General features: G+C 60.2%; 20 protein-coding genes. 16 read left to right on the top strand and 4 right to left on the bottom strand.

Going from position 1 to position 20,887, the window contains the following annotated elements:
• Positions 1-18: 18 nt before the first annotated feature.
• From SWE17_RS13465 to SWE17_RS13425, 9 genes are all read left to right on the top strand, one after another.
• Positions 19-1,167, top strand: a complete 1,149-nt coding sequence (locus SWE17_RS13465; protein WP_322993597.1) for an MbnH family di-heme enzyme — start codon at positions 19-21, stop codon at positions 1,165-1,167.
• A gap of 9 nt (positions 1,168-1,176) precedes the next feature.
• Positions 1,177-1,539 (top strand): DUF2946 family protein, encoded by a 363-nt coding sequence (locus SWE17_RS13460; protein ID WP_322993596.1) that lies wholly within the window; start codon positions 1,177-1,179, stop codon positions 1,537-1,539.
• Positions 1,540-1,632: 93 nt separating this feature from the next.
• The gene (locus tag SWE17_RS13455) at positions 1,633-3,513 is read left to right on the top strand and encodes a TonB-dependent receptor (protein WP_322993595.1); all 1,881 of its coding nucleotides are present in this window, start codon (positions 1,633-1,635) and stop codon (positions 3,511-3,513) included.
• A gap of 20 nt (positions 3,514-3,533) precedes the next feature.
• Positions 3,534-4,043 carry a copper uptake system-associated protein gene (locus SWE17_RS13450; RefSeq protein ID WP_322993594.1) on the top strand — a complete coding sequence of 170 codons (510 nt, stop codon included), beginning with the start codon at positions 3,534-3,536 and terminating at the stop codon, positions 4,041-4,043.
• Between the two features lie 105 nt (positions 4,044-4,148).
• The gene (locus SWE17_RS13445) at positions 4,149-6,263 is read left to right on the top strand and encodes a TonB-dependent siderophore receptor (RefSeq protein ID WP_322993593.1); all 2,115 of its coding nucleotides are present in this window, start codon (positions 4,149-4,151) and stop codon (positions 6,261-6,263) included.
• A 53-nt stretch (positions 6,264-6,316) separates the two neighbouring features.
• Positions 6,317-7,207 carry a DJ-1/PfpI family protein gene (locus tag SWE17_RS13440; protein WP_322993592.1) on the top strand — a complete coding sequence of 297 codons (891 nt, stop codon included), beginning with the start codon at positions 6,317-6,319 and terminating at the stop codon, positions 7,205-7,207.
• A 39-nt stretch (positions 7,208-7,246) separates the two neighbouring features.
• Complete coding sequence (locus SWE17_RS13435) at positions 7,247-8,116, top strand: TauD/TfdA dioxygenase family protein (protein ID WP_322993591.1); 870 nt, start codon at positions 7,247-7,249, stop codon at positions 8,114-8,116.
• 64 nt (positions 8,117-8,180) lie between these two features.
• The gene (locus tag SWE17_RS13430; RefSeq protein WP_322993590.1) at positions 8,181-8,912 is read left to right on the top strand and encodes a PhaM family polyhydroxyalkanoate granule multifunctional regulatory protein; all 732 of its coding nucleotides are present in this window, start codon (positions 8,181-8,183) and stop codon (positions 8,910-8,912) included.
• Positions 8,909-10,156 (top strand): FIST signal transduction protein, encoded by a 1,248-nt coding sequence (locus SWE17_RS13425; RefSeq protein WP_322993589.1) that lies wholly within the window; start codon positions 8,909-8,911, stop codon positions 10,154-10,156. The genes SWE17_RS13430 and SWE17_RS13425 overlap by 4 nt, the downstream gene beginning before the upstream one ends.
• Here the strand turns inward: SWE17_RS13425 and tgt are convergent, their stop codons facing one another.
• Both tgt and SWE17_RS13415 read right to left on the bottom strand, forming a co-directional pair.
• Positions 10,157-11,329 carry a tRNA guanosine(34) transglycosylase Tgt gene (gene tgt, locus SWE17_RS13420; RefSeq protein WP_322993588.1) on the bottom strand — a complete coding sequence of 391 codons (1,173 nt, stop codon included), beginning with the start codon at positions 11,327-11,329 and terminating at the stop codon, positions 10,157-10,159.
• Positions 11,330-11,350: 21 nt separating this feature from the next.
• Positions 11,351-12,277, bottom strand: coding sequence for a LysR family transcriptional regulator (locus tag SWE17_RS13415; RefSeq protein WP_322993587.1), 927 nt, complete (start codon positions 12,275-12,277; stop codon positions 11,351-11,353).
• 116 nt (positions 12,278-12,393) lie between these two features.
• Here SWE17_RS13415 and SWE17_RS13410 point away from each other — a divergent pair, with 116 nt between their 5' ends.
• From SWE17_RS13410 to SWE17_RS13400, 3 genes are read left to right on the top strand one after another with little or no spacing between them, the layout of a single operon-like run.
• The gene (locus tag SWE17_RS13410) at positions 12,394-13,659 is read left to right on the top strand and encodes an aromatic ring-hydroxylating dioxygenase subunit alpha (RefSeq protein ID WP_322993586.1); all 1,266 of its coding nucleotides are present in this window, start codon (positions 12,394-12,396) and stop codon (positions 13,657-13,659) included.
• Between the two features lie 5 nt (positions 13,660-13,664).
• Positions 13,665-14,153 (top strand): aromatic-ring-hydroxylating dioxygenase subunit beta, encoded by a 489-nt coding sequence (locus SWE17_RS13405; RefSeq protein ID WP_322993585.1) that lies wholly within the window; start codon positions 13,665-13,667, stop codon positions 14,151-14,153.
• Positions 14,150-14,467: a non-heme iron oxygenase ferredoxin subunit gene (locus SWE17_RS13400; RefSeq protein ID WP_322993584.1), complete on the top strand. Its 318-nt coding sequence runs from the start codon at positions 14,150-14,152 to the stop codon at positions 14,465-14,467. Before SWE17_RS13405 ends, SWE17_RS13400 begins: the two co-directional genes overlap by 4 nt.
• On the opposite strand, the gene queA is transcribed toward SWE17_RS13400, so the two are convergent.
• A complete protein-coding gene (queA, locus tag SWE17_RS13395) occupies positions 14,455-15,555 on the bottom strand; it encodes a tRNA preQ1(34) S-adenosylmethionine ribosyltransferase-isomerase QueA (RefSeq protein WP_322993583.1) in 1,101 nt (366 codons plus the stop codon). The two genes, SWE17_RS13400 and queA, sit on opposite strands and share 13 nt — an antisense overlap.
• 110 nt (positions 15,556-15,665) lie before the next feature.
• Here queA and recG point away from each other — a divergent pair, with 110 nt between their 5' ends.
• From recG to ubiA, 3 genes are read left to right on the top strand one after another with little or no spacing between them, the layout of a single operon-like run.
• On the top strand, positions 15,666-17,735 hold the full coding sequence (gene recG, locus SWE17_RS13390; protein ID WP_322993582.1) for an ATP-dependent DNA helicase RecG: 2,070 nt from the start codon (positions 15,666-15,668) through the stop codon (positions 17,733-17,735).
• Between the two features lie 16 nt (positions 17,736-17,751).
• Positions 17,752-18,714 (top strand): LysR substrate-binding domain-containing protein, encoded by a 963-nt coding sequence (locus SWE17_RS13385; RefSeq protein WP_100120090.1) that lies wholly within the window; start codon positions 17,752-17,754, stop codon positions 18,712-18,714.
• A 10-nt stretch (positions 18,715-18,724) separates the two neighbouring features.
• Entirely contained in the window at positions 18,725-19,576 is an 852-nt protein-coding gene (gene ubiA, locus SWE17_RS13380) for a 4-hydroxybenzoate octaprenyltransferase (protein WP_322993581.1), read from the top strand.
• A 23-nt stretch (positions 19,577-19,599) separates the two neighbouring features.
• On the opposite strand, the gene proC is transcribed toward ubiA, so the two are convergent.
• The gene (gene proC / locus SWE17_RS13375; protein ID WP_322993580.1) at positions 19,600-20,424 is read right to left on the bottom strand and encodes a pyrroline-5-carboxylate reductase; all 825 of its coding nucleotides are present in this window, start codon (positions 20,422-20,424) and stop codon (positions 19,600-19,602) included.
• Positions 20,425-20,750: 326 nt separating this feature from the next.
• On the opposite strand from proC, the gene SWE17_RS13370 reads away from it, so the two are divergent.
• Positions 20,751-20,887, top strand: a 137-nt coding sequence (locus tag SWE17_RS13370; RefSeq protein ID WP_322993671.1) for an uL14 family ribosomal protein, incomplete at its 3' end; no start/stop codon positions are given.

Below are 20,887 nucleotides of genomic sequence, written 5' to 3'. Positions count from 1 at the left end.
GCACCCCAGAGCTCGGCCATGAACCCTTTGCGCAAAACCCTGAGCACCTGCCTGCTGGCCCTGGCCGGTTGGGCTGTGCTCACGGGCAGTTCCACAGACGTTTTTCATTGGGACCTGCCTGCCTGGGTGCCACGCCCTGTGGTGCCCGCAGACAACCCGATGAGTGTGGCCAAGGTCGAGCTGGGGCGGCACCTGTTTTACGACCAACGCCTGTCGGCTGACAGCAGCATGTCGTGCGCCACCTGCCACCACCAGGACAAAGCCTTCACCGATGGATTGGCCGTGGCCAAGGGTGTGACCGGGCAAGCGGGGCAACGCAGTGCCATGGCGTTGGCCAATGTGGCTTATCTGCCTGTGCTGACTTGGGCCAACCCCAACCTCACGGCTTTGGAGGTGCAGGCGCTCATTCCGCTGTTTGGCGAGCACCCGGTCGAGATGGGCATGGCAGGGCGAGAAAAAGAACTGTTTGCACGCCTGCAAGCCGATGCGCGTTACCGCGACTTGTTTGCCAAAGCCTTTCCGGTCGAAGCCGCAAAAGGCAGCGAGGCTTTGTATTCGTTGGGCACGCTCACCAAAGCCTTGGCCAGTTTTCAGCGCAGCCTGCTCTCGTTTGACAGCCCGTATGACCGCTACAAATACGGCGGCCAGCCCACGGCCATATCCCCAGCAGCCAAGCGCGGAGAAAGCCTGTTCTTTGGCGAAAAGATGGAGTGCTACCACTGCCACGGCAGCTTCACCTTCACCGACAACATCCGCCACAGCAAGCTGCCATTGGCCGAGCGCGGCTTCCACAACACGGGCTTGCACAACCTGGATGGCCGGGGTGCTTACCCCGCAGACAACCCGGGCATCAGCGAGTTCACGGGCGACGCCGATGACATGGGCAAGTTCCGCACGCCCAGCCTGCGCAACATTGCGCTGACCGCGCCCTACATGCACGACGGCTCGATGGCCACGCTCGACCAAGTCATCCGCGCCCACTACGCGCAGGCTGGCCGCGCAGGTGGTACGACCAACGGGCCCAGCCCCTTGCGCAGTTCATTGATCGGGGGCTTCGAGGTCAGCGAGCAAGAAGTCAGCGACCTGGTCGCTTTCTTGAACACCTTGACCGACCACACCTTTGTTCACAACCCTCGCCACGCCAATCCCTGGCCTGCCAGTCGCTGAGGCATGGACATGCACCGTTCACACCCCTTCTTTCACTCGCTGAGTCGCCTCGTGCTGATTTGGTACGTGCTGTTTGTGGGCGTTTCGGTTTTGGCCGCCACATTGCAGCCCAAAACCATGGACGTGGTGTGTTCCGCCATGGGCATCATGAAGGTGGTGGTGCAAGGCGAGGGTGAAGCCCCACCGCTGACCAGCAACATGGACTGCCCGCTGTGCGCCCACGCCACACCTGCATTGCCGCCACTCACGGCGGCTGCTTTGGCGCATGTGCCCGATGCACGCGCGTACATCGTGCAAGCCTTGCCCGAGGCCTTGCTGCTGGTCCGCACCGCGCCGCCACTGCCCTCTCGCGGGCCGCCTGATCTGATCTGAGCGCCGCAAGGCGCATTTCCTCCGCCCGATATTTTTTTGGCGGTGCTTTTTCGCGTGTACGGCAGCGCCTGCACGCACAGATCTCATCAGACTATGCAAAAACAATTCAAATTTTCACCCGTTGCAATCGCCCTGTGGGGCTTACTGCCTGCGGCAACGGTATGGGCCCAATCGCCTCAAAATGATGTGCTCATCATTGCGCCCGCCGTGATCGACAGCAACAGTGCCGATGACATGGCAGGTTTCCGCACGACAGTGACATCGCGTCAGATCGAAGACCTGAACGCGATCGATGCCGCTGCCGCATTGCGCCGTACACCGGGCGTCAGCATTTCTCGCTTCAATCCAGTGGGCTCCTTTGGTGGTGAAGAAGGTGGTGCGGTTTATATCCGTGGAATGGGATCCAGCCGCCCCGGCAGTGAAATCAAGACCTACATCGATGGCGTCCCTTTTTACATGGGCATCTGGAACCATCCTTTGCTGGACCTCTTGCCGCTCAACGGCATGGCCCGATTGAATGTCATCAAAGGTCCGCAACTGCACGAATTTGGCAACACGTTTGGGGCCATTGCTCTGGAGTCCAAAAAGGCACGGGCCGCAGATGGCGTCTCCGGTGAGGTGAGTGTGCGTGGCGGGAGCTTTGGTACCGTGGCAGAGCAATTGGATGTCAGCGGCCGACAGGGCGACTGGGACTTCGCGTTGGCTCAGGGACATGCTTCTTCCGATGGCCATCGGCCGGACGCCAAAGGTCGCTTGAACAATGTCATGGGCCAATTGGGTTACAGGATTGACGGCCAGTGGTCGATTCGCCTGCTGGCCATGAACAGCAGCAATACCGCGACCGATCCTGGCCATCAGGATACGCAGGCCAACAAGGGACAGACTTTCAAAACCCGTGGCGATTTGTTGGCGTTGACTGTCGCACATCAACATGACAAAGTTCAAGGCAGTTTTAAGGTGTACAGCACCGAAGGCTACGGGGAACAAAATCCTGGATTGAAGTCGAACTTCAAAACAACGGGCTTGCGTTGGCGTGAAAGCCTGCAGCCTTGGCAAGGCGGGCAGGTGCAGGCAGGCCTGGATGTCGACAAGATCGGTGGTGATGTGCCTACCGTTGGGTTCGTGGCCGCTGATTTGCGCGTCAACTCTCCCTTTGTGGCAGTCAGTCACAAGTTGGACTTGACTGGCGGCTGGTCGGCCACGCCGTCCGTGGGTGTACGCCACTACAGCCACAATGTTCTGAAGTCAGAGTCCGCGCATCAGGCTGGCTTGGTACTGGCGCAGGGGGAACGTTTGGCATTGCGGGTTCAGATGTCCAAAGGAGTCAACTACCCAGGACTGGATGCCGCTGTGTTGTCGCACCTCATGGCTCCTGCGCTGGGAAATACTTGGAAATCCTTGGGCGCAGAACGGCTTGACCATCAGGAGTTGGGTGTGAGCTGGAAACCCTCGAGCGATACCTCGGTGGACTTGGCCCTGTTCAAAGACCGCGTCAAGGACCGTTACATTTTTGCTTTCCCTCCTGCAGTATCGGCCCCTGGTTTTGTCCACTTGGGCACCTATGACGTGACAGGGACAGAGCTCACCTGGGCTCAATCCATGGGCAAGTCTTGGCAGATGTTTGCGGGATGGACGCACCTGAACAGCAGCAAGTCAGATTTGCCGTACGCACCGCAAGACAGCCTCAGTGTGGGCATCAATTGGCAAGAAGGACCGTGGCGTGCCAGTGCCGATGCACAACACCAGACACGCATGACGGTGTTGGGTCAAGCGCGTACTGTTAGCACCAATACCGTTCAGGTCAATGGATTCACTGTGGCCAATCTGCGCTTGGGATACAAAGTCCCGCAACTCGGACAGCGTGGCGAAGTCTTTGCGGCGATCGAGAATCTTCTGGATAAGAACTACGCGTTTCGAGAGGGCTACCCTATGCCGGGACGTTCTTTGCAAGTGGGTGTGAAAGCCAGTTTCTGATGCCATAAGGAGCACCCACCATGATGAAATTTTTCTTTTGCACCTTGCTGGCGGCTTGGTTGACATCTGCCAGTGGCCATCAGGCTGCTGGGGATCAGCACTCTTCCAAGCTCAGTCCGGCAAAAGACATGCAGACCATCGTGCATGTCATGAAGAAGCAGTTTGACCAACCCAAGTCTCCTCTGCGGGTCGCGCCTGTGGTTGTGGAGGGCGACTGGGCATTGGCGGGTTGGTTGCAAGGAGATCGCGGTGGGCGTGCATTGCTGCAAAAACGGCACGGTCAATGGGTGATCGTGGTTTGTGCCGGGGATGGCCTGCGACAAGCTGCCGCTTTGGTGCAAACCGGAATGCCCAACGATGTCGCGACTGCTTTGTCGAAAAAGCTGCAAACGTCCGAAAGCCGACTGCCCGCTGACACTTTGAAGAAGTTCGCTTCCTTTGAGGGCATGTTGCGGGTGGATGGTGACGCCGGTCATGGTGCTCCACATGGGTCCCACGGGGCTCATCCCCAAAACAATTCACCGCGCTGAATTTGCGCACGGGAAAGGGACGCACTGCTTCGGGATCCAGCAGGCGTCAACACCTTGAGGGCTGCGCAGTCTTCTCGCCATCAATTCAATCTATGGAATAAAAAAATGTCTTTTCAAATTTCACGTCTTTCTCCTGTCGCGTTGGCCGCATGGTCTTGCTGCGCCGCTTTGGCCCAAGCCCAAACACAAACCATCGAAATCACGGCTGACAAAGAGCGATATCAGCCAGCCTTGACGCAAGCCGCCACCCGCTCAGCGGTGCCTGTCGAGCAGGTGCCTCAGTCCATCGTGAGCATTCCGCGTTCGGTCATCGAGGACCAGGGCAGCAAAACGGTTTCGGACGCCTTGCGCAATGTCAGCAATGTGAATGAAATCGACCCACGCGACAGCAACAACGTGGGCTTCAAAATCCGCGGTTTCAATGCTGCCATGGTGGTCGATGGTGTCTCGGTACCAGGTTGGTTCCAAAACCAGGAGAGCCTGGTGGGCGTTCAGCAAATGGATGTGATCAAAGGCCCGGCCGGTGGCCTCTACGGCAGCGGCCAGGCGATTGGCAATTATTCGACGGTGGGCGGCACCATTGCCGTGACGACCAAAGACCCTGTTGCCAAGGCCTCGCGTGAAGTGGGGGTCAAGTTGGGTAACTTTGGCCGCCGCAATGCGCACGTTGATTTGAACCAGCCGATCAACGAGGCGTGGGCGTTTCGGGTCAATGGCGAGCATGACCGCTCTGACAGCGAAACCCAAGGCGTGTTCTTCCGCAAGTCGGCGCTGAATCCGAGCCTGTCCTGGTCGCCCGATGCCAAAACCAAAGTGGTCATCAAGGCCCGCATGCTGGACAACACCACGGTGGATTATTCGGGCTTGCCACGCGCCAGCGCCTCGGCCACCGAGCCTTCTGCAGGTGTAGGCCGAAGCACCTTTGTCACAGCCACCGGCTTGCCCGACACCACACAAAAGGCACGCGGCTTGAATGTGCAGTGGACGCAAGTCTTGAACAATGACTGGACGCTGAAGGCCCTGGCTGCACACAACACGGCTGAAGTGGATCAGCGGGGGGTGTTTCCATTCCCTTATGGCAGCGAAAGTCAGTACGGCAGCGGTTTTGGCTCCAATGTGGTGTTGAGCGGCGCCCGTTTGTGGGAAAAGCTGACATCGAACACGGTCCAACTCAGTTTGGCGACGACCATCCAATCGGGCAAGGCGCTGCACCGTATCAGCTTGGGCCTGGACCGCGACGAGACTCGCGACGATGGCTTCATGGCCTTCGCCAATATGCCGTTTGTGATGACCGATTTGACCGGCAATGTGCGTCCTGCTTGGGGTGAGCCTGCTGTGCCTGCTGCGGCCAATCAGCAACAAAACCGCAGCACTTCGACCGTGGTTTATGTGCAAGACCAAGTTCAAGTGGGTTCTTGGCACTTGCATGGCAGCTTGCGTCATACACGCACCGAGGCCAAAGATTTGTATGCGGATTGGGGTATCAACAACCAAAGCACCAACAACAAGGTCACGCCTCGTTTTGGCGCGGTCTTTGATGCGAGTGATGTGGTGTCGTTCTTTGGTGGTTACAGCCAGATGTCCCGTGTGCCTTTTGGTTCTTTGTTCAGTGTGGCACCCAAAATGGAAGAGGCCGAGCAAAAAGAACTGGGTCTGCGCATCAAGGGCTGGCAGGGTTTGAGCGCCACAGCCGCCTTGTTTGACATTCAACGCAAGAACGCCGCCGTGGCAGATCCGGCCAATCCAGGCTTTTCTGTGCAAACGGGTGTGCAGCAAGCCAAAGGCCTCGATGTGGACGTGCGTTGGCAAGCCTCACCTTCGCTGGCATGGATTGCGGCCTATACACACCAAACCGCAGAAATCACGCAAGACACCAATGCCGCTTGGGTGGGCAAACGCCTGTTCAACGTGCCTGAACAAACACTGCGCGTGGCAGCGCGTTACGACGTGCGACAAGGCGAGTGGCGTGGCCTGGGTCTGGGCTTGGGCGCGTCGCATCGCTCCAACCTGGCTGGTGACACCAGCAATACCTTCTTGATGCCCGCGGTCACCTTGTGGGATGCACAGGCCAGTTACAAACGCGGCGACATCCAGTACAGCGCCAGCATCAGCAATCTGCTCAACAAGCAGTACTACGCGCCCATGGCCTATTTTGGTGGTGGCCAAGTCGTACCCGGTTTGCCGCGCAGCCTGGTGGTGGGCATCAGCACCAAATTCTGATCCATCCACCACGCCACAGGAGGGGGCATCCGCAAGGGTGCCCTTGATCTCTCATGAACCGTCGTTATTTCTCTCGCTTGTTGTCCTGGCCCTCTGTTGTGCTGGGCTACTCGGCCATGCAGACGTCCCAAGCGTCGGCCACGCCCGCTGCGGTGCAAGCGCCCTCAAAGCAAGCTGCTGACGAGCACCACTTGGCCACCATGGACCGTTACGCGCCGCTCATTGGCGGCCCCAAAATCACCATCGGCATGTTGGTTTATCCGGGCATGTTTTTGCAGGATTTGGTCGGACCCTTGACCGTGTTCGAGGCCTTGATGAACAAGGAAATCCACCTGCTCTGGAAAGACCTGGAGCCAGTGGGCAATGAAAGCCCGGGGCCTGCCGCGCTGATTCCGGTCAAGCCCACCACCACCTTCGCGCAATGCCCCGAGCAGCTGGACGTGTTGTTTGTGCCCGGCGGTGTGCCGGGTACCTTCACCATGATGGAAGACCCGGAAGTCCTGGCCTTTCTCAAGGCCAAGGGTCAAACCGCCCGCTATGTGACCAGCGTGTGCACCGGCTCCTTGATTTTGGGGGCAGCGGGTTTGCTCAAGGGCTACAAAGCCACCTCGTATTGGGACACCCGTGATGTGCTCAAGGAGCTCGGCGCGATTCCCACGCGGGGCCGAATTGTGGTGGACCGCAACCGCATCACAGGCGGCGGCGTGACGGCCGGGATCGACTTTGGCCTCAAGCTGGTGGCACTGCTGAAAAGCCGGGTCTATGCCGAGGCGGTGCAGTTGTACCTGGAGTACGACCCGCAGCCCCCCTTCAATGCCGGTTCGCCCGAAAAAGCGCAGCCACTGGCCAGACAGTTCTTGAAAGACATGTTTGCCGGGATGCGGGCCAATGCGTTGGCGACAGCCAAGCGGGCGATGCAAAGACTGCTGAGCGGGCCAACCTGAGGTGGTCACCCCACGTAAACTGTTGGCAAAGGAAAAGTCATGGTCCATTCGATCCAATTGCCGCATGTTTACGAGTCATTTGTTGCCACGCCCTTCACCCCCAACATCGGGGCCACTCTCCATGGTTTGGACTTGTCGCAGCCACTGAGTGATCTGGCACAAACCGAGCTGAAGGACGCTTTGGCCCGGTTCGAGGTGATCTTTTTTCGGGATCAAGTGCTCACCCCTGCTCAGCAGGTGGCCTTCACACGCAGTTTTGGCCAAGTCAACGAAGTCAAAGCCTTCTTTCCCCGAGTGGAGAGTCAGCCCGAGATTGAAATTGTGGAAAGCACCGCCGAGCGGCCCGCTGCCAACAACAATTGGCATTCAGACATCACCTGGCAGGCCAACCCACCGATAGGCACCAGCCTGTATGCGCAAGTGATTCCGGCCAGCGGTGGCGACACCGTCTGGGCCAGCATGACCACCGCCTACGAGGCCTTGCCTGCTGACTTCAAAGCCTATCTGGAAACCCTGAGTGCCATGCACACATGGGAGGTGACCGGCTGGACCGAATACTTGCTGCGCCAAGATGCCACGGGTGAGCAGCTGCAGGCTGCTCGCGCCAAATACCCGCCCGTGACGCACCCGGTGGTCCGTGTGCACCCCGTCACAGGCAAAAAGATTTTGTACGTCAACCCGACCTTCACCACCCACATCCACGGCCTGCCGCGCACGCAAAGCGACGCCTTGTTGGCGCAGTTGTTTGGGCTGATCACCGCGCCCGAAGTGCAGGCTCGGTTTTGCTGGCAGCCCCATTCATTGGCGGTGTGGGACAACCGCTCGACCCAGCACTACGCCGTGGCCGATTTCTACCCGCAGCACCGCAAGCTGCACCGGGTCACGTTCACGGCAGACCATGCGTTTTGAGTGCGTCAGATTGTTTGAAAGCGTCTTCGGGTAAGCTTTGCTCAGTCCTTTTTCAGGAGACACCATGAGCGATTCATCCGCCTTCGGCTTTGGCAAATTCGTACCGGGTTTTGACTTTTTACAAAACCTGTCCAATGCGGCAGCGCAGGCCGCACCTGGTGCCAGCGCGGGTGCCGTGCCCGGCATGGCCAGTTGGGTGGCGCCTACGCTCAGCATCGAAGACATCGACAAACGCATTCAAGAGTTGAAGTCGGTGCTCTTTTGGTTAGAACAAAACACCACGGCGCTCAAAGCCACCATCCAAGCGATGGAAGTGCAAAAAATGACCTTGTCCACGCTGCAGAGCATGAATGTGAACATGGCCGACTTGGCAAAGGCTTTCACGGTCAAAGCGCCTGCACCAGCACCAGCACCAGAGCCGCAAGCTGCTGCGCCACAAGCGGTGAAGCCACAGTCTGCCTCTGAGCCGAAACCCGTTCAAACAGACGATGCGGTCAAAGATGCGCTTGAAGAACCCGCAAAGGGACCCGCTGCAGCCAAGCCTGCGGTGGACCCGATGCAGTGGTGGGGTGCCTTGACCCAGCAGTTTCAAAACATTGCAGCGGCAGCAGTCAAAGACGTGGCCGCCGAAGCCATGAAAACGGGCATGACCGCCAAAGGGGCCAGCACGTCAGCCGCTGGCAAAAAACCAAGTCCAGCCAAAAAAGCCGTGGCCAAGAAGTCAGCCGCTGCCAAAACCAAACCGGTTGCCCAATCTGCGCCGCGCAAGGCGGCCGCCAAGCGCAAAGCGCCATGAAGTTGTTTCCCTGTGGCCATGCCACCCACCCACAGTGGCGCATGGCCGCTGGCTTGGTGCTGGCGCAGTTGCGTGCCCAGATGGGTTTGCCCGATTACGCCAGTCAGCCCCGATTGGGCTTGCTCTACATCACCGACCATTACGCCCCCGAGGCGCAAGCCCTGCTGGACCACCTGCGCCAGGCCTTGCCCGAGGTGCCGGACTGGGCAGGCACGGTGGGCATTGGCGTGGCGGTGAACAATGCCGAGTACTTTGACGAACCGGCCATGGCGCTCATGCTGTGCGACCTGACGCCCGAGCAATACCGCGTGTTTTCTGGGGTGTCGCCGCTGCCATCGGGCTGGGCGGATGCCGCTTTGGTGCACGCCGACCCGAACACGCCCGACCTGGCCGAGCTGATCAAAGAGATGGCTGAGCGCACGCGGCAAGGCTATTTGTTTGGCGGTTTGAGCGCCAGCCGCACGCGCAGCGTGCAGTTTGCGGTGCGGGCCGAAGACGCGGGTGGCCCAGAGGTGCACGGCGGTGTCCTCCAAGGTGGCTTGAGTGGCGTGGCCTTTTCACCCGAAGTGGCGCTTTTGTCGCGGGTGACACAAGGCTGTCAGCCTGTGGCCCCCGAACGCGAGATCACCGAATCTGAGGACCATGTGGTGCTCAAGTTGGCGGGCGAGCCTGCGCTGGACGTCATGTTGGCGGATTTGGACATCAGCCTGAAGGATCCACAAAAGGCCATTGCCGTGGTGCGAGCGACATTGGTGGGCCTGAGTGCGCCCGGGCAATCTGGCGTGGGCCGTGCAGGCAATCTGGGCAACGACGTGCGGGTGCGCCACATCATTGGCCTGGACCCTTTGCGCCAAGGCGTGGCCATTGCCGAGCACTTGGAGCCGGGCATGCGTTTGACGTTTTGCCGCCGCGATGTGCAAGCGGCCCGCGCCGATTTGGTGCGGGTGTGCGCCGAAATTCGCGAAGCGCTGGAGCCTGAGATGCTGTCCATCGAGGCCATCAACGCCATGAGCGACGACCCGGTGCCCACGGTGCCCCAAGCGGGCCAGCGCATTGCTGGCGCTGTGTATGTGAGCTGCACCGGACGCGGCGGCCCGCACTTTGGCGGGCCGGGTGCCGAGATGCAGATCATTCGGCATGCCTTGGGCGATGTGCCCTTGGTGGGCTTTTTTGCCGCTGGCGAGATTGCGCGCAAGCAGCTGTATGGCTACACCGGAGTGCTGACGGTGTTCACGACCGATTGATCACACGCCGCGAGCCCGATCCGACTTGAACTGCGCCCGGAACTGCGCGAACTGCCCCGCGTCCAGCGACTCGCGCACTTCGCGCATCAAGTTCAGGTAGTAATGCAGGTTGTGGATGGTGGTCAGCATGGGGCCGAGCATTTCGCCGCAGCGGTCGAGATGGTGCATGTAAGCGCGGCTGAAACCGTCTCGGCCACCGTTGTCCCACGACACGCCGGACGTACCTGCACAGGCATGGCAGGTGCAGCTGGTGTCGAGTGGCTGCGGGTCGTTTTTGTGGCGGGCGTTGCGCAGTTTCAGGTCGCCAAAGCGGGTGAACACCGTGCCGTTGCGGGCGTTGCGGGTGGGCATCACGCAGTCGAACATGTCCACGCCATCGGCCACGCCCTGCACCAAATCTTCGGGCGTGCCGACGCCCATCAGGTAGCGCGGTTTGTGGGCAGGCAGGCGGTGCGGGGTGTGCGCCATGATTTGCAGCATCAGGTCTTTGGGCTCGCCCACGCTCACGCCGCCAATCGCATAACCCGGAAAGTCCATCTCCACCAAAGCATCCAGCGATTCTTGGCGCAGGTTTTCAAACATGCCGCCTTGCACGATGCCAAACAGGGCGTTGGGGTTCTCAAGGCGGGCGAACTCGTCTTTGGAGCGCACGGCCCAGCGGCGGCTCATTTCCATCGACTTGCGGGCTTCGGCTTCGGTGGTCAGGTGCCCCTTGGTCTCGTAAGGTGTGCACTCGTCGAGCTGCATCACGATGTCGGAGTTGAGAATGGTCTGGATTTGCATGCTCACTTCGGGCGACATGAAGAGCTTGTCGCCGTTCACGGGGCTGGCAAAGGTCACGCCTTCTTCTGTGATCTTGCGCATGTCGCCCAGCGACCAGACCTGAAACCCGCCCGAGTCGGTCAGGATGGGTTTGTCCCATTTCTCAAATTGGTGCAAGCCGCCAAAGCCTTTCATGATGTCCAGGCCCGGGCGCATCCACAGGTGGAAGGTGTTGCCCAAAATGATTTGCGCGCCCATCTCGTGCAGGCTGCGTGGCATCACGCCTTTGACAGTACCATACGTGCCAACGGGCATGAAGATCGGCGTTTGCACCACGCCATGGTTCAGTGTCAGGGTGCCGCGGCGGGCGTGGCTGGAGGGGTCGGTTTTGAGCAGGTCGAATTGGAGCATGGCAGGGATTGTAGGAGGGGGTCAGTCGGTACCGTCGCCAAAGCATTGCGCCACCAACTCGCGCAGCCATTGGTGCCCCGGGTCTTTGTGCAGTCGGGCATGCCATAACTGGTGGATGGCGCTGCCGTCCACCGCCAGCGGCAGAGGTCGGGTGGTCAGGGCAAAGGGGCTGGTCACGCGCTGGGCGAAACGCTCAGGCACGGTGGCGATCAGGTCCGAATGCCCGAGCACATCGCCCAAAGCGACATAGTTCGGCACCGTGAGGCGGATGCGCCGCTGCAGACCTTGTTGTTCCAGCGTTTCGCTGATGGCCGCATCGATCCGCCCGTGGCCCGTGCCTGCGGCCATCACCCGCACATGGCTGGCCGCCGCAAAGTCGGACAAGGTCAAGCCCTCAGCATGGGCCAAGGGGTGTCCCTCGCGCATCAGGCACACATAAGGTTGGCGAAACAGCGCTTGCTGGAAAAAGCCCGCTTGCAGTTGCGGCAGCAGGCCCAGCGCCAAGTCGGTGCGGCCTGAGGCCATGTCGTCTTTCAGGCTGGCGCTGGTCACCGCCACCACATTCAGCGTGACGCACGGGGCGGCCCCAGCCAGCGCGTCCATCAGCACGGGTAAGAAATACATCTCGCCCACATCGGTCATGGCCAGGGTGAAGCTGCGCTCGCTGGTGGCCGGGTCAAACGAGGCGCGCACATTGAGCGCTTGCTGCAAGCCATCCAGCGCTGCGGCCACGGGCTCGGCCAGTTGCAGGGCGTAAGGCGTGGGTTCCATGCCGCGCTGGGTGCGCAAAAACAATGCGTCGCCCAAGCTGCTGCGCAGTCGGCCCAAGGCGCTGCTGACGGCAGGTTGGCTCATGTCCAGCACGGTGGCCACCGCCGACACGCGCTTTTCGCGCAGCAGGTGGTGAAACACCAGCAGCAGGTTCAGGTCGAGGCGTGCGAGGTTCATGGAGGTGAGGCGAGGCGATGATTATTTGAAATTCAGATAAATATTATCTTTGAATTTCGATTTACTGAAATTGATGCTTTGCGCATGATGCGTATCAAGAAATTCGAGGAGACGCCATGCGCGAACAACCCATCCACTGGGAAACGGAAGGCACCAGCCGCGTCCCGTTTGCCGTGTACACCGACGAAGACCGGCACAAAAAGGAGCTGGAGCGCTTCTTCTACAAAAGCCATTGGAGTTATGTGGGCCTGGAGGCTGAGGTTCCGAACCCCGGCGACTTCAAGCGCACCGTGGTGGGCGAGCGCTCGGTCATCATGACGCGTGCCACCGACGGGCAGATCCATGTGGTCGAGAACGTCTGCGCCCACCGGGGCATGCAGTTTTGCCGTGAACGCCACGGCAACAAAAAAGAGTTTGTCTGCCCCTACCACCAGTGGAGCTACACGCTCAAGGGCGACTTGCAGGGCGTGCCGTTTCGGCGTGGTGTGCGGCAAGACGGCAAGGTCAACGGTGGCATGCCCGCCGACTTTGACCCCAAAGACCACGGTCTCACGGCCCTGAAAGTCGCAACCCGTGGTGGCGTGGTGTTCGCGTCGTTTGACCATGCCGTGGAGTCGCTCGAAGACTTCATGGGCCCGACCATCCTGAAATACTTTGACCGCCTGTTCAACGGCCGCAAGTTGGTGGTGCTGGGCTACAACCGCCAGCGCATTCCGGGCAACTGGAAGCTGATGCAAGAGAACATCAAAGACCCGTACCACCCCGGCCTGCTGCACACCTGGTTTGTGACCTTTGGCCTTTGGCGTGCCGACAACAAGAGCGAGCTGCGCATGGACGCCCACCACCGCCACGCCGCCATGATCTCGACCCGGGGCAGCGCGGGCCAGGCCACGGGGCAGGCCTCGCAGGTCACACAAGTGAGCAGCTTCAAGGAAAGCATGCAACTGCACGACGCCAGCTTTCTGGACATCGTGCCCGAGGGCTGGTGGCAGATGGAAGACCAGATGCCCACGGCGGTGATGATGACGCTTTTCCCCAGTGTGATTTTTCAGCAGCAGGTCAACAGCGTGTCCACGCGCCACATCCAGCCCGACGGCCATGGCGCGTTTGATTTTGTCTGGACGCACTTTGGTTTTGAAGACGACACGCCCGAGATGACCGAGCGGCGCCTGCGCCAGTCCAACCTGTTTGGCCCGGCTGGCTTTGTGAGTGCGGACGACGGCGAGGTGATCGAGTTCTCGCAACAAGCCTTTGAGACCAAACCCGAGCACCGCATGCTGGTGGAGCTGGGCGGGCGCGATGTGGGCGAGACCGACCACATGGTGACCGAAACGCTGATCCGGGGCATGTACGAATACTGGCGGAAAGTGATGGAGGCCTGAACAAGATGAGCACAATCACCATGGTGAACTTTGAAACCCACATGGCCCTTGGCCGCCTGTATGCCGATTACGCCCTGGCCGTGGACAGCGGCCATTGGGATTTGTGGCCCGAGTTTTTCACCGAGCAGTGCGTGTACAAACTCATCCCGCGAGAAAACCATGAGCGCGGTTTTCCGCTGTGTACACTGTCGTTCACCAGCAAAGGCATGCTCAAAGACCGGGTCTACGGTATCCAAGAGACGCTGTACCACGACCCGTATTACCAACGCCATGTGGTGGGTGCGCCTGTGGTGCGAAGTGTGGAGGGTGATCGCATTCATGCGGAAGCCAATTACGCCGTGTTCCGCACCAAACTCGACAAGGCCAGCACCGTGTTCAATGTGGGCCGCTACATCGACACCATCGTCCAGACCCCCGAGGGCCTGAAGTTTGCCGAGCGCCTGTGTGTGTACGACAGCGAAATGATCCCCAACGCCATCATTTACCCGATATGACCATGACAAACTGGACCGACGTGGCCGCCGAGGCCGATTTGTTTGAAGGCGCTGGCATCGCCGTGACGCCCGAGGGTCAAGACATTGCGCTGTTCAGCGTGGAGGGCGAGGTGTTTGCCATCAACAACCTGTGCACCCACGGCAACGCCAAGTTGTGCGACGGCTTTGTGGAGGGTGACCATGTGGAGTGCCCCTTCCACCAAGCGCAGTTCAGCCTGCGCGATGGATCGGTGGCTTGTGGCCTCGCCACAGAACCCGCTAAGACCTGGCCGGTCAAGATCGAAGGCGGGCGGGTGTTTCTTCAGCTGGCCTGAGATCCAAGTGCAGTGCGCTTGAGCAGCATCGCATCGCCATAACTGAAGAACCGGTACTGGTTCGAAATCGCGTGGCGGTACAGGCCCATGATGTGTTCGTAGCCCGCAAAGGCACTCACCAGCATCATCAGCGTGCTTTTGGGCAGGTGAAAGTTGGTGATCAGCCGGTCCACCACCTGAAAGTCAAATCCCGGGGTGATGAAAATTTGGGTGTCGCCGCTGGCCCGGCCAAACTTGGCCCAGGATTCGAGCGTGCGCACGGTGGTCGTGCCCACCGCCACCACTTGGCCGCCACGCGCCTTGCACTCGGCGATGGCTTGCTGCGTGGCTTCGGGCACCTCGTACCACTCGCTGTGCATGGTGTGCTCGGCAATGTTCTCGGTCTTGACGGGTTGGAAGGTGCCTGCACCCACATGCAGGGTCACGCTGGCCGTTTGCACGCCTCTCGCCTTCAAGGTGGTCAGCACACCCTCGTCAAAATGCAGCGCCGCCGTGGGCGCTGCCACCGCGCCGGGCGCGCGTGCAAAAACGGTTTGGTAACGCTGTGCGTCTTCTGCGGTGTCGGCATGGTCGCCCGTGCCTGCTGGGCGTTCAATGTAGGGGGGCAGCGGCATCACACCGTGCTTTTCCATCAACGCGTGTGGCTCGTCGCTCAGCTGCAAATGAAAAAGTTGCCCGTTTTCATCGGGCCAGCGGCCCAGCAGCACGGCATCGAAACCGCCATGGCGTGCCCCGCCTGCCAAATACATCTTGCCGCCCAACAGGGGCTTCTTGCTGACCCGCATGTGTGCCACCACCTGGTGGCCGGGGAGCACGCGCTCGATCAGCAGCTCCAGTTTGCCGCCCGATGCCTTCTCGCCAAAGATACGGGCCTTGACCACCTTGGTGTCATTGAACACCAGCAAATCGCCTGCATTCAGCAGGCCAGGCAGTTCATGAAAAATCCGGTCCACCACTGCGGGGGAGGAACCGTCTAACAAACGCGAACCGCTGCGCTCAGTGGTCGGGTGTTGGGCGATCAGTTCAGGGGGGAGTTCGAAGTCGAAATCACTCAAGGTGAAATCGCGGGGGGCGGTGTGAGAGGTCATGGTGCAGGGCTGGACAGGCCCGAACAAGTCAAAAGAAAACAAGATTTTGCCTGAACGATGCATTTCCCCGAAGTGATCTTGGGGTGTGGCAGTCACGGCACAATCAGGGCATGCCTCCCAAGTCAGCTCCCACACCCACTCCAACGCTGTCCGCGCCACAAAAAGCGCTGATCAAGCTGGGCTTGCGGCGTGACATCGATTTGGCGCTGCACCTGCCACTGCGCTACGAGGACGAGACCCGCATCGTCAAGCTGCGCGATGCGCGCGAGGGCGATACCGCGCAGATCGAGGCAACGGTCACCGCGTGCGAGATCACGATGCGCCCGCGCCGTCAGTTGCTGGTGACGGTGGACGACGGTTCGGACACCTGCGTGATGCGGTTTTTCAGTTTTTACCCTTCGCACCAAAAGGCGCTGGCCGTTGGCAACCGCATCCGTGCACGGGGCGAGGTCAAGGGCGGCTTCATGGGCCTGACCATGATGCACCCGACATTCAAGGCTGCGGGTGGCAACTTGGCTGAGGCCCTGACTCCGGTGTACCCCACGGTGGCAGGCTTGGCCCAAGCTTATTTGCGACGGGCGGTGATCACCGGACTGAACCACGCCGACCTGAGTGAAACCATGCCTGCTGGTATCGTTTGGCCCGACCCCCGAGGGGCTTGGTCCTTGCGAGATGCCTTGCGCTTTTTGCACCACCCCACGCCTGATGTGTCGCTGGCCGCATTGGAAGACCGCAGCCACCCGGCCTGGATTCGCCTCAAATGCGAGGAGTTGTTGGCGCAGCAGTTGTCCCAGCTGACGGCCAAGCGCGAACGTGATTTGCTGCGTGCCCCAGCCCTGAAGCTCAAGTCCCAAGGTCTGTACGGACAGCTTTTAGGCGCTTTGCCTTTCGGATTGACGAACGCCCAGCAGCGTGTGGGCCAAGAAATTGCCAAAGACCTGGCCCGCAACGTGCCCATGCACCGCCTGCTGCAAGGCGATGTGGGCGCGGGCAAGACCGTGGTGGCGGCGCTGGCGGCCATGGTGGCGGTGGATGCGGGCTGGCAATGTGCGCTGATGGCGCCGACCGAGATTTTGGCGACCCAGCACTTTGCAAAATTGGTGGGCTGGCTGGAGCCGCTGGGCGTGAAAGTCGCTTGGTTGATTGGCAGCCAAAAGAAGAAAGAACGCGCAGAAATGCTGGCGCTGATCGAGTCGGGCGAAGCGGCGCTGGTGGTGGGCACACACGCGGTGATTCAAGAGCACGTCAAGTTCAAAAATTTGGCGCTGGCCGTGATCGACGAGCAGCACCGCTTTGGCGTGGCGCAGCGCTTGGCCTTGCGCGGCAAGATGCAGGCCCTCGGCATGGAGCCGCACATGCTGATGATGACGGCCACGCCCATTCCGCGTACGCTGGCCATGAGCTACTACGCCGATCTGGATGTCTCGGTGATTGACGAGCTGCCGCCCGGGCGCACGCCCATCGTGACCCGGGTGGTGTCGGACCACCGCCGCGACGAAGTGGTCTCGCGCATTGGGGCGCAGTTGCAAGAGGGGCGGCAGGTGTATTGGGTGTGCCCGCTCATTGAGGAAAGCGAAGCGCTGGACCTGACCAACGCCACCCAAACGCATGCCGACTTGAGCGAAGCGCTGCCTGGCGTGATGGTGGGCCTGCTGCACTCGCGCATGCCCGTGGCCGAAAAGAAGGCCGTGATGGAACTCTTCACCGCAGGCGTCATGGGCGTGCTGGTCAGCACCACGGTGATCGAGGTGGGGGTGGACGTGCCCAATGCCTCGCTGATGGTGATCGAACACGCCGAGCGTTTTGGCCTCTCCCAGCTGCACCAGTTGCGCGGCCGGGTGGGGCGCGGCGCGGCGGCCTCGGCCTGTGTGCTGCTGTATGGCACGCCGGAAGGTGGGCGCCTGAGCGAAACCGCCCGCGAGCGCTTGCGGGCCATGGTCGAGACGAACGACGGATTCGAGATCGCCCGGCGCGATTTGGAGATCCGCGGCCCGGGTGAGTTCTTGGGTGCCCGCCAGTCGGGTGCGCCTTTGCTGCGCTTTGCCGATCTGGAGACCGACAGCCATTTGCTGGATTGGGCGCGGGCCCTGGCGCCGCAGATGCTGGACCAGCACGCGCAACTGGCCGAGCGCCACATTGGCCGCTGGCTGGGCGGAAAATCCGAGTATTTGAAGGCTTGATGTTTAAATAACGCCTATGACCCTGACCGAACTCAAATACATCGTGGCCGTGGCCCGAGAAAAGCATTTTGGCAAGGCGGCCGAGGCTTGCTTTGTGTCGCAGCCCACGCTGTCGCTGGCCATCAAGAAGCTGGAAGAAGAGCTGGAAGTCAAGCTGTTTGAGCGCAGCGCCAGCGAGGTGTCGGTGACCACGCTGGGCGAAGAGATCGTGCGCCAGGCGCAAAGCGTGCTGGAGCAAGCCGCCGAGATCAAGGAAATTGCCAAGCGCGGAAAAGACCCGCTGGCCGGGACCATGCGGCTGGGTGTCATCTACACCATCGGGCCGTATTTGCTGCCCGACTTGGTGCGGCAGATCATCACCGACATCCCGCAGATGCCCTTGATGCTTCAAGAGAACTTCACGGTGCGCCTGCTCGAGATGCTGCGCACGGGCGAGCTCGACTGCGCCATCTTGGCCGAGCCCTTTCCGGAGTCGGGTCTGGCGGTGGCGCCCTTGTACGACGAGAGTTTCATGGCCGCGTTGCCCTTGAACCACGCCTTGGCCCAAGAGACGTCCATTTCGACTGAGCAACTGAAAAACGAGAACATGCTTTTGTTGGGGGCCGGTCACTGCTTTCGCGACCACGTGTTGGAGGTGTGCCCTGAATTTGCCCGTTATGCGAGCCAAACCGATGGCATTCGCAAGACTTTTGAGGGTTCGTCGCTGGAGACCATCAAGCACATGGTGGCCGCGGGCATGGGCGTGACCTTGGTGCCCCGCATGTCGGTGCCGGACCTCAAGCCTGTACACAAGCGCTCGGGTGGGCACCACGACTCACCTGTGCGGTATTTGCCGATCGTTGACCCTGCGGGCGGCAAGCCGCCCACGCGGCGTGTGGTGCTGGTTTGGCGTCGCAGCTTCACCCGGTACGAAGCGATTGCGGCTGTTCGCAACGCCATTTACGCCTGTCCACTGCCCGGTGTGACGCGACTGTCTTGAGGGCTAAGGCGTGATCCTGAAGCTCAAGCTGTACCTGGATTTGATCCGCTGGAACCGACCTGCGGGCTGGTTGCTGTTGTTGTGGCCTTCTTTGGCGGCACTGTGGGTTGCCGCTGACGGGTTTCCTGGATGGCATTTGATTGCGGTGTTCACGCTGGGCACCATTTTGATGCGCAGCGCAGGCTGCTGCGTCAACGATGTGGCCGACCGTGACTTTGACAAACACGTCAAACGCACTGCCAACCGCCCGGTCACGAGCGGGCGCCTAGGCGTGAAAGAAGCTTTGGCTGTGGGCGTGGTGCTGGCGCTGTGTGCGTTTGGTATGGTGTTGACCACCAATGCGGTCACCATCCAGTGGTCGTTTGCGGCTTTGGCGGTCACGCTCTTTTATCCCTATGCCAAACGCCTTGTGTCGATGCCTCAGGCTGTGTTGGGCGTGGCCTTCAGTTTTGGCATTCCGATGGCCTTTGCCGCAGTTCAGGGGCAAGTGCCGCCCTTGGCCTGGGGTTTGTTAGTGGGCAATTTGTTTTGGGTGTTGGCCTATGACACCGAATACGCGATGGTCGACCGCGATGACGATTTGAAAATCGGCATGAAAACCTCGGCCATCACCTTGGGGCGCTGGGATGTGGTGGCCATTGCAGGTTTCTATGTGGCGTACCTGGGGATGTGGGCTGTCTTGTTGGATGCTTCAGCACGCGGCCCTGGGCTTTACATAGGGCTGGCCGGAGCGGCCGTTCAGGTGGTCTGGCATCTCTCGCTGATCAAAGACCGCACCCGCGAGGGGTGTTTCAAGGCCTTTCGGCTGAACCACTGGTTGGGGTTCAGCGTCTTTGCGGGCGTGGTTTTGTCGTACCGCTGAGTTGTCCCCCTTGGCGGGGAGCCTCAGGCCTTGCCAAACTCGTCGCCCAACTCTCGCGCACGCACCTCGGCTGCTTGCATGGCTTTCACGAATGAAGCTTTGACGCCCGAGGACTCGAGCGAGGTGATGGCCGCATAAGTTGTACCGCCCTTGGAGGTCACGCGTTGACGGAGCACTTCGACCGGTTCCGCCGATGCGGCAGCCAAAGAGGATGCCCCTGAAAAAGTCGCGACAGCCAATTGATGGGCTTGCTCGGCGCTCAGGCCCATGCCAACGCCCGCCTCGGTCATGGCTTCCAGGAAAAAAAACACATAGGCTGGGCCGGAGCCTGAAAGCGCCGTGACGGCATCCAGGTGGGATTCTTGCTGTACCCAAATGAATTGCCCGGTGGTAGCGATGACACGCTCGACCAAGGCCTGGTCTTCAGGCGTGACAGATGGGCATGGAAACAAGCCGGTGATGCCTTGGCCCACCAGCGCAGGCGTGTTGGGCATGCACCTCACCACCCGGTCTGTGCTGACCCAGCGGCAGATGCTGTCGGTGCGAATGCCTGCAGCAACCGACAAATGGAGTGCGGAACCTGTGTGGGGCATGACAGGGAGGGCGGCTTCAGCGAATATTTGGGGCTTGACCGCCCAAATCACCATGTCGGCGCGTGACAAAGAGGCGTCAGCGACACGCAGTGCGGTGATGCCGAAATCAGCCAGAAGTTTTGCGGCCGTATCCGCAAACGGCTCCACCACCAAGATCTGCTCGGGCTTCATGCCCTGACGGATCAAGCCGCCGATGATGGCGCTGGCCATGTTGCCGCCGCCGATGAATGCCAAGGTATTGGTAAAAGTGGACATATATATGAGGAGCTCAGAAAATCAATGAAATGCTGGGTGCATTGTCCCTTTTTCGGGGGTGCCCATGGGCCGAGATGGGGTTACGGAGCCCAGGCCCGTCAAAAAATGGGGATCAGACGCCGAATATTTGCAAATAAATTCCCAAAGGTGTTGCGCGCAGCCTTCTTTTCAGACATAATCGTGGGCTTCGCCTTTCAAAAGGCGTAGTTATCTGCCCAATCTGAAGCGCAGCGAGTGGTTCGCAGTGTGAATGACGGGTCCAAGACTGATTTCAGTGTGTTGGCTTTAAAGCTGGTGCGCAAGAAATACAAGTTGGGAACAAAGAAATGATCCAGACAGAATCTCGGTTGGATGTGGCCGACAACACCGGCGCCAAGTCCGTGCTGTGCATTAAGGTGCTCGGCGGGTCCAAGCGTCGCTATGCAAGTGTTGGCGACATCATCAAAGTGAGCATCAAAGAAGC

Origin of the sequence: Limnohabitans sp. (genome assembly GCF_034680285.1) — a bacterium.
Taxonomy (GTDB): Bacteria; Pseudomonadota; Gammaproteobacteria; order Burkholderiales; family Burkholderiaceae_C; genus Limnohabitans_A.
The sequence above is the reverse complement of the archived record's forward strand: the minus strand, read 5'-3'. Positions and strand labels throughout refer to the sequence as shown.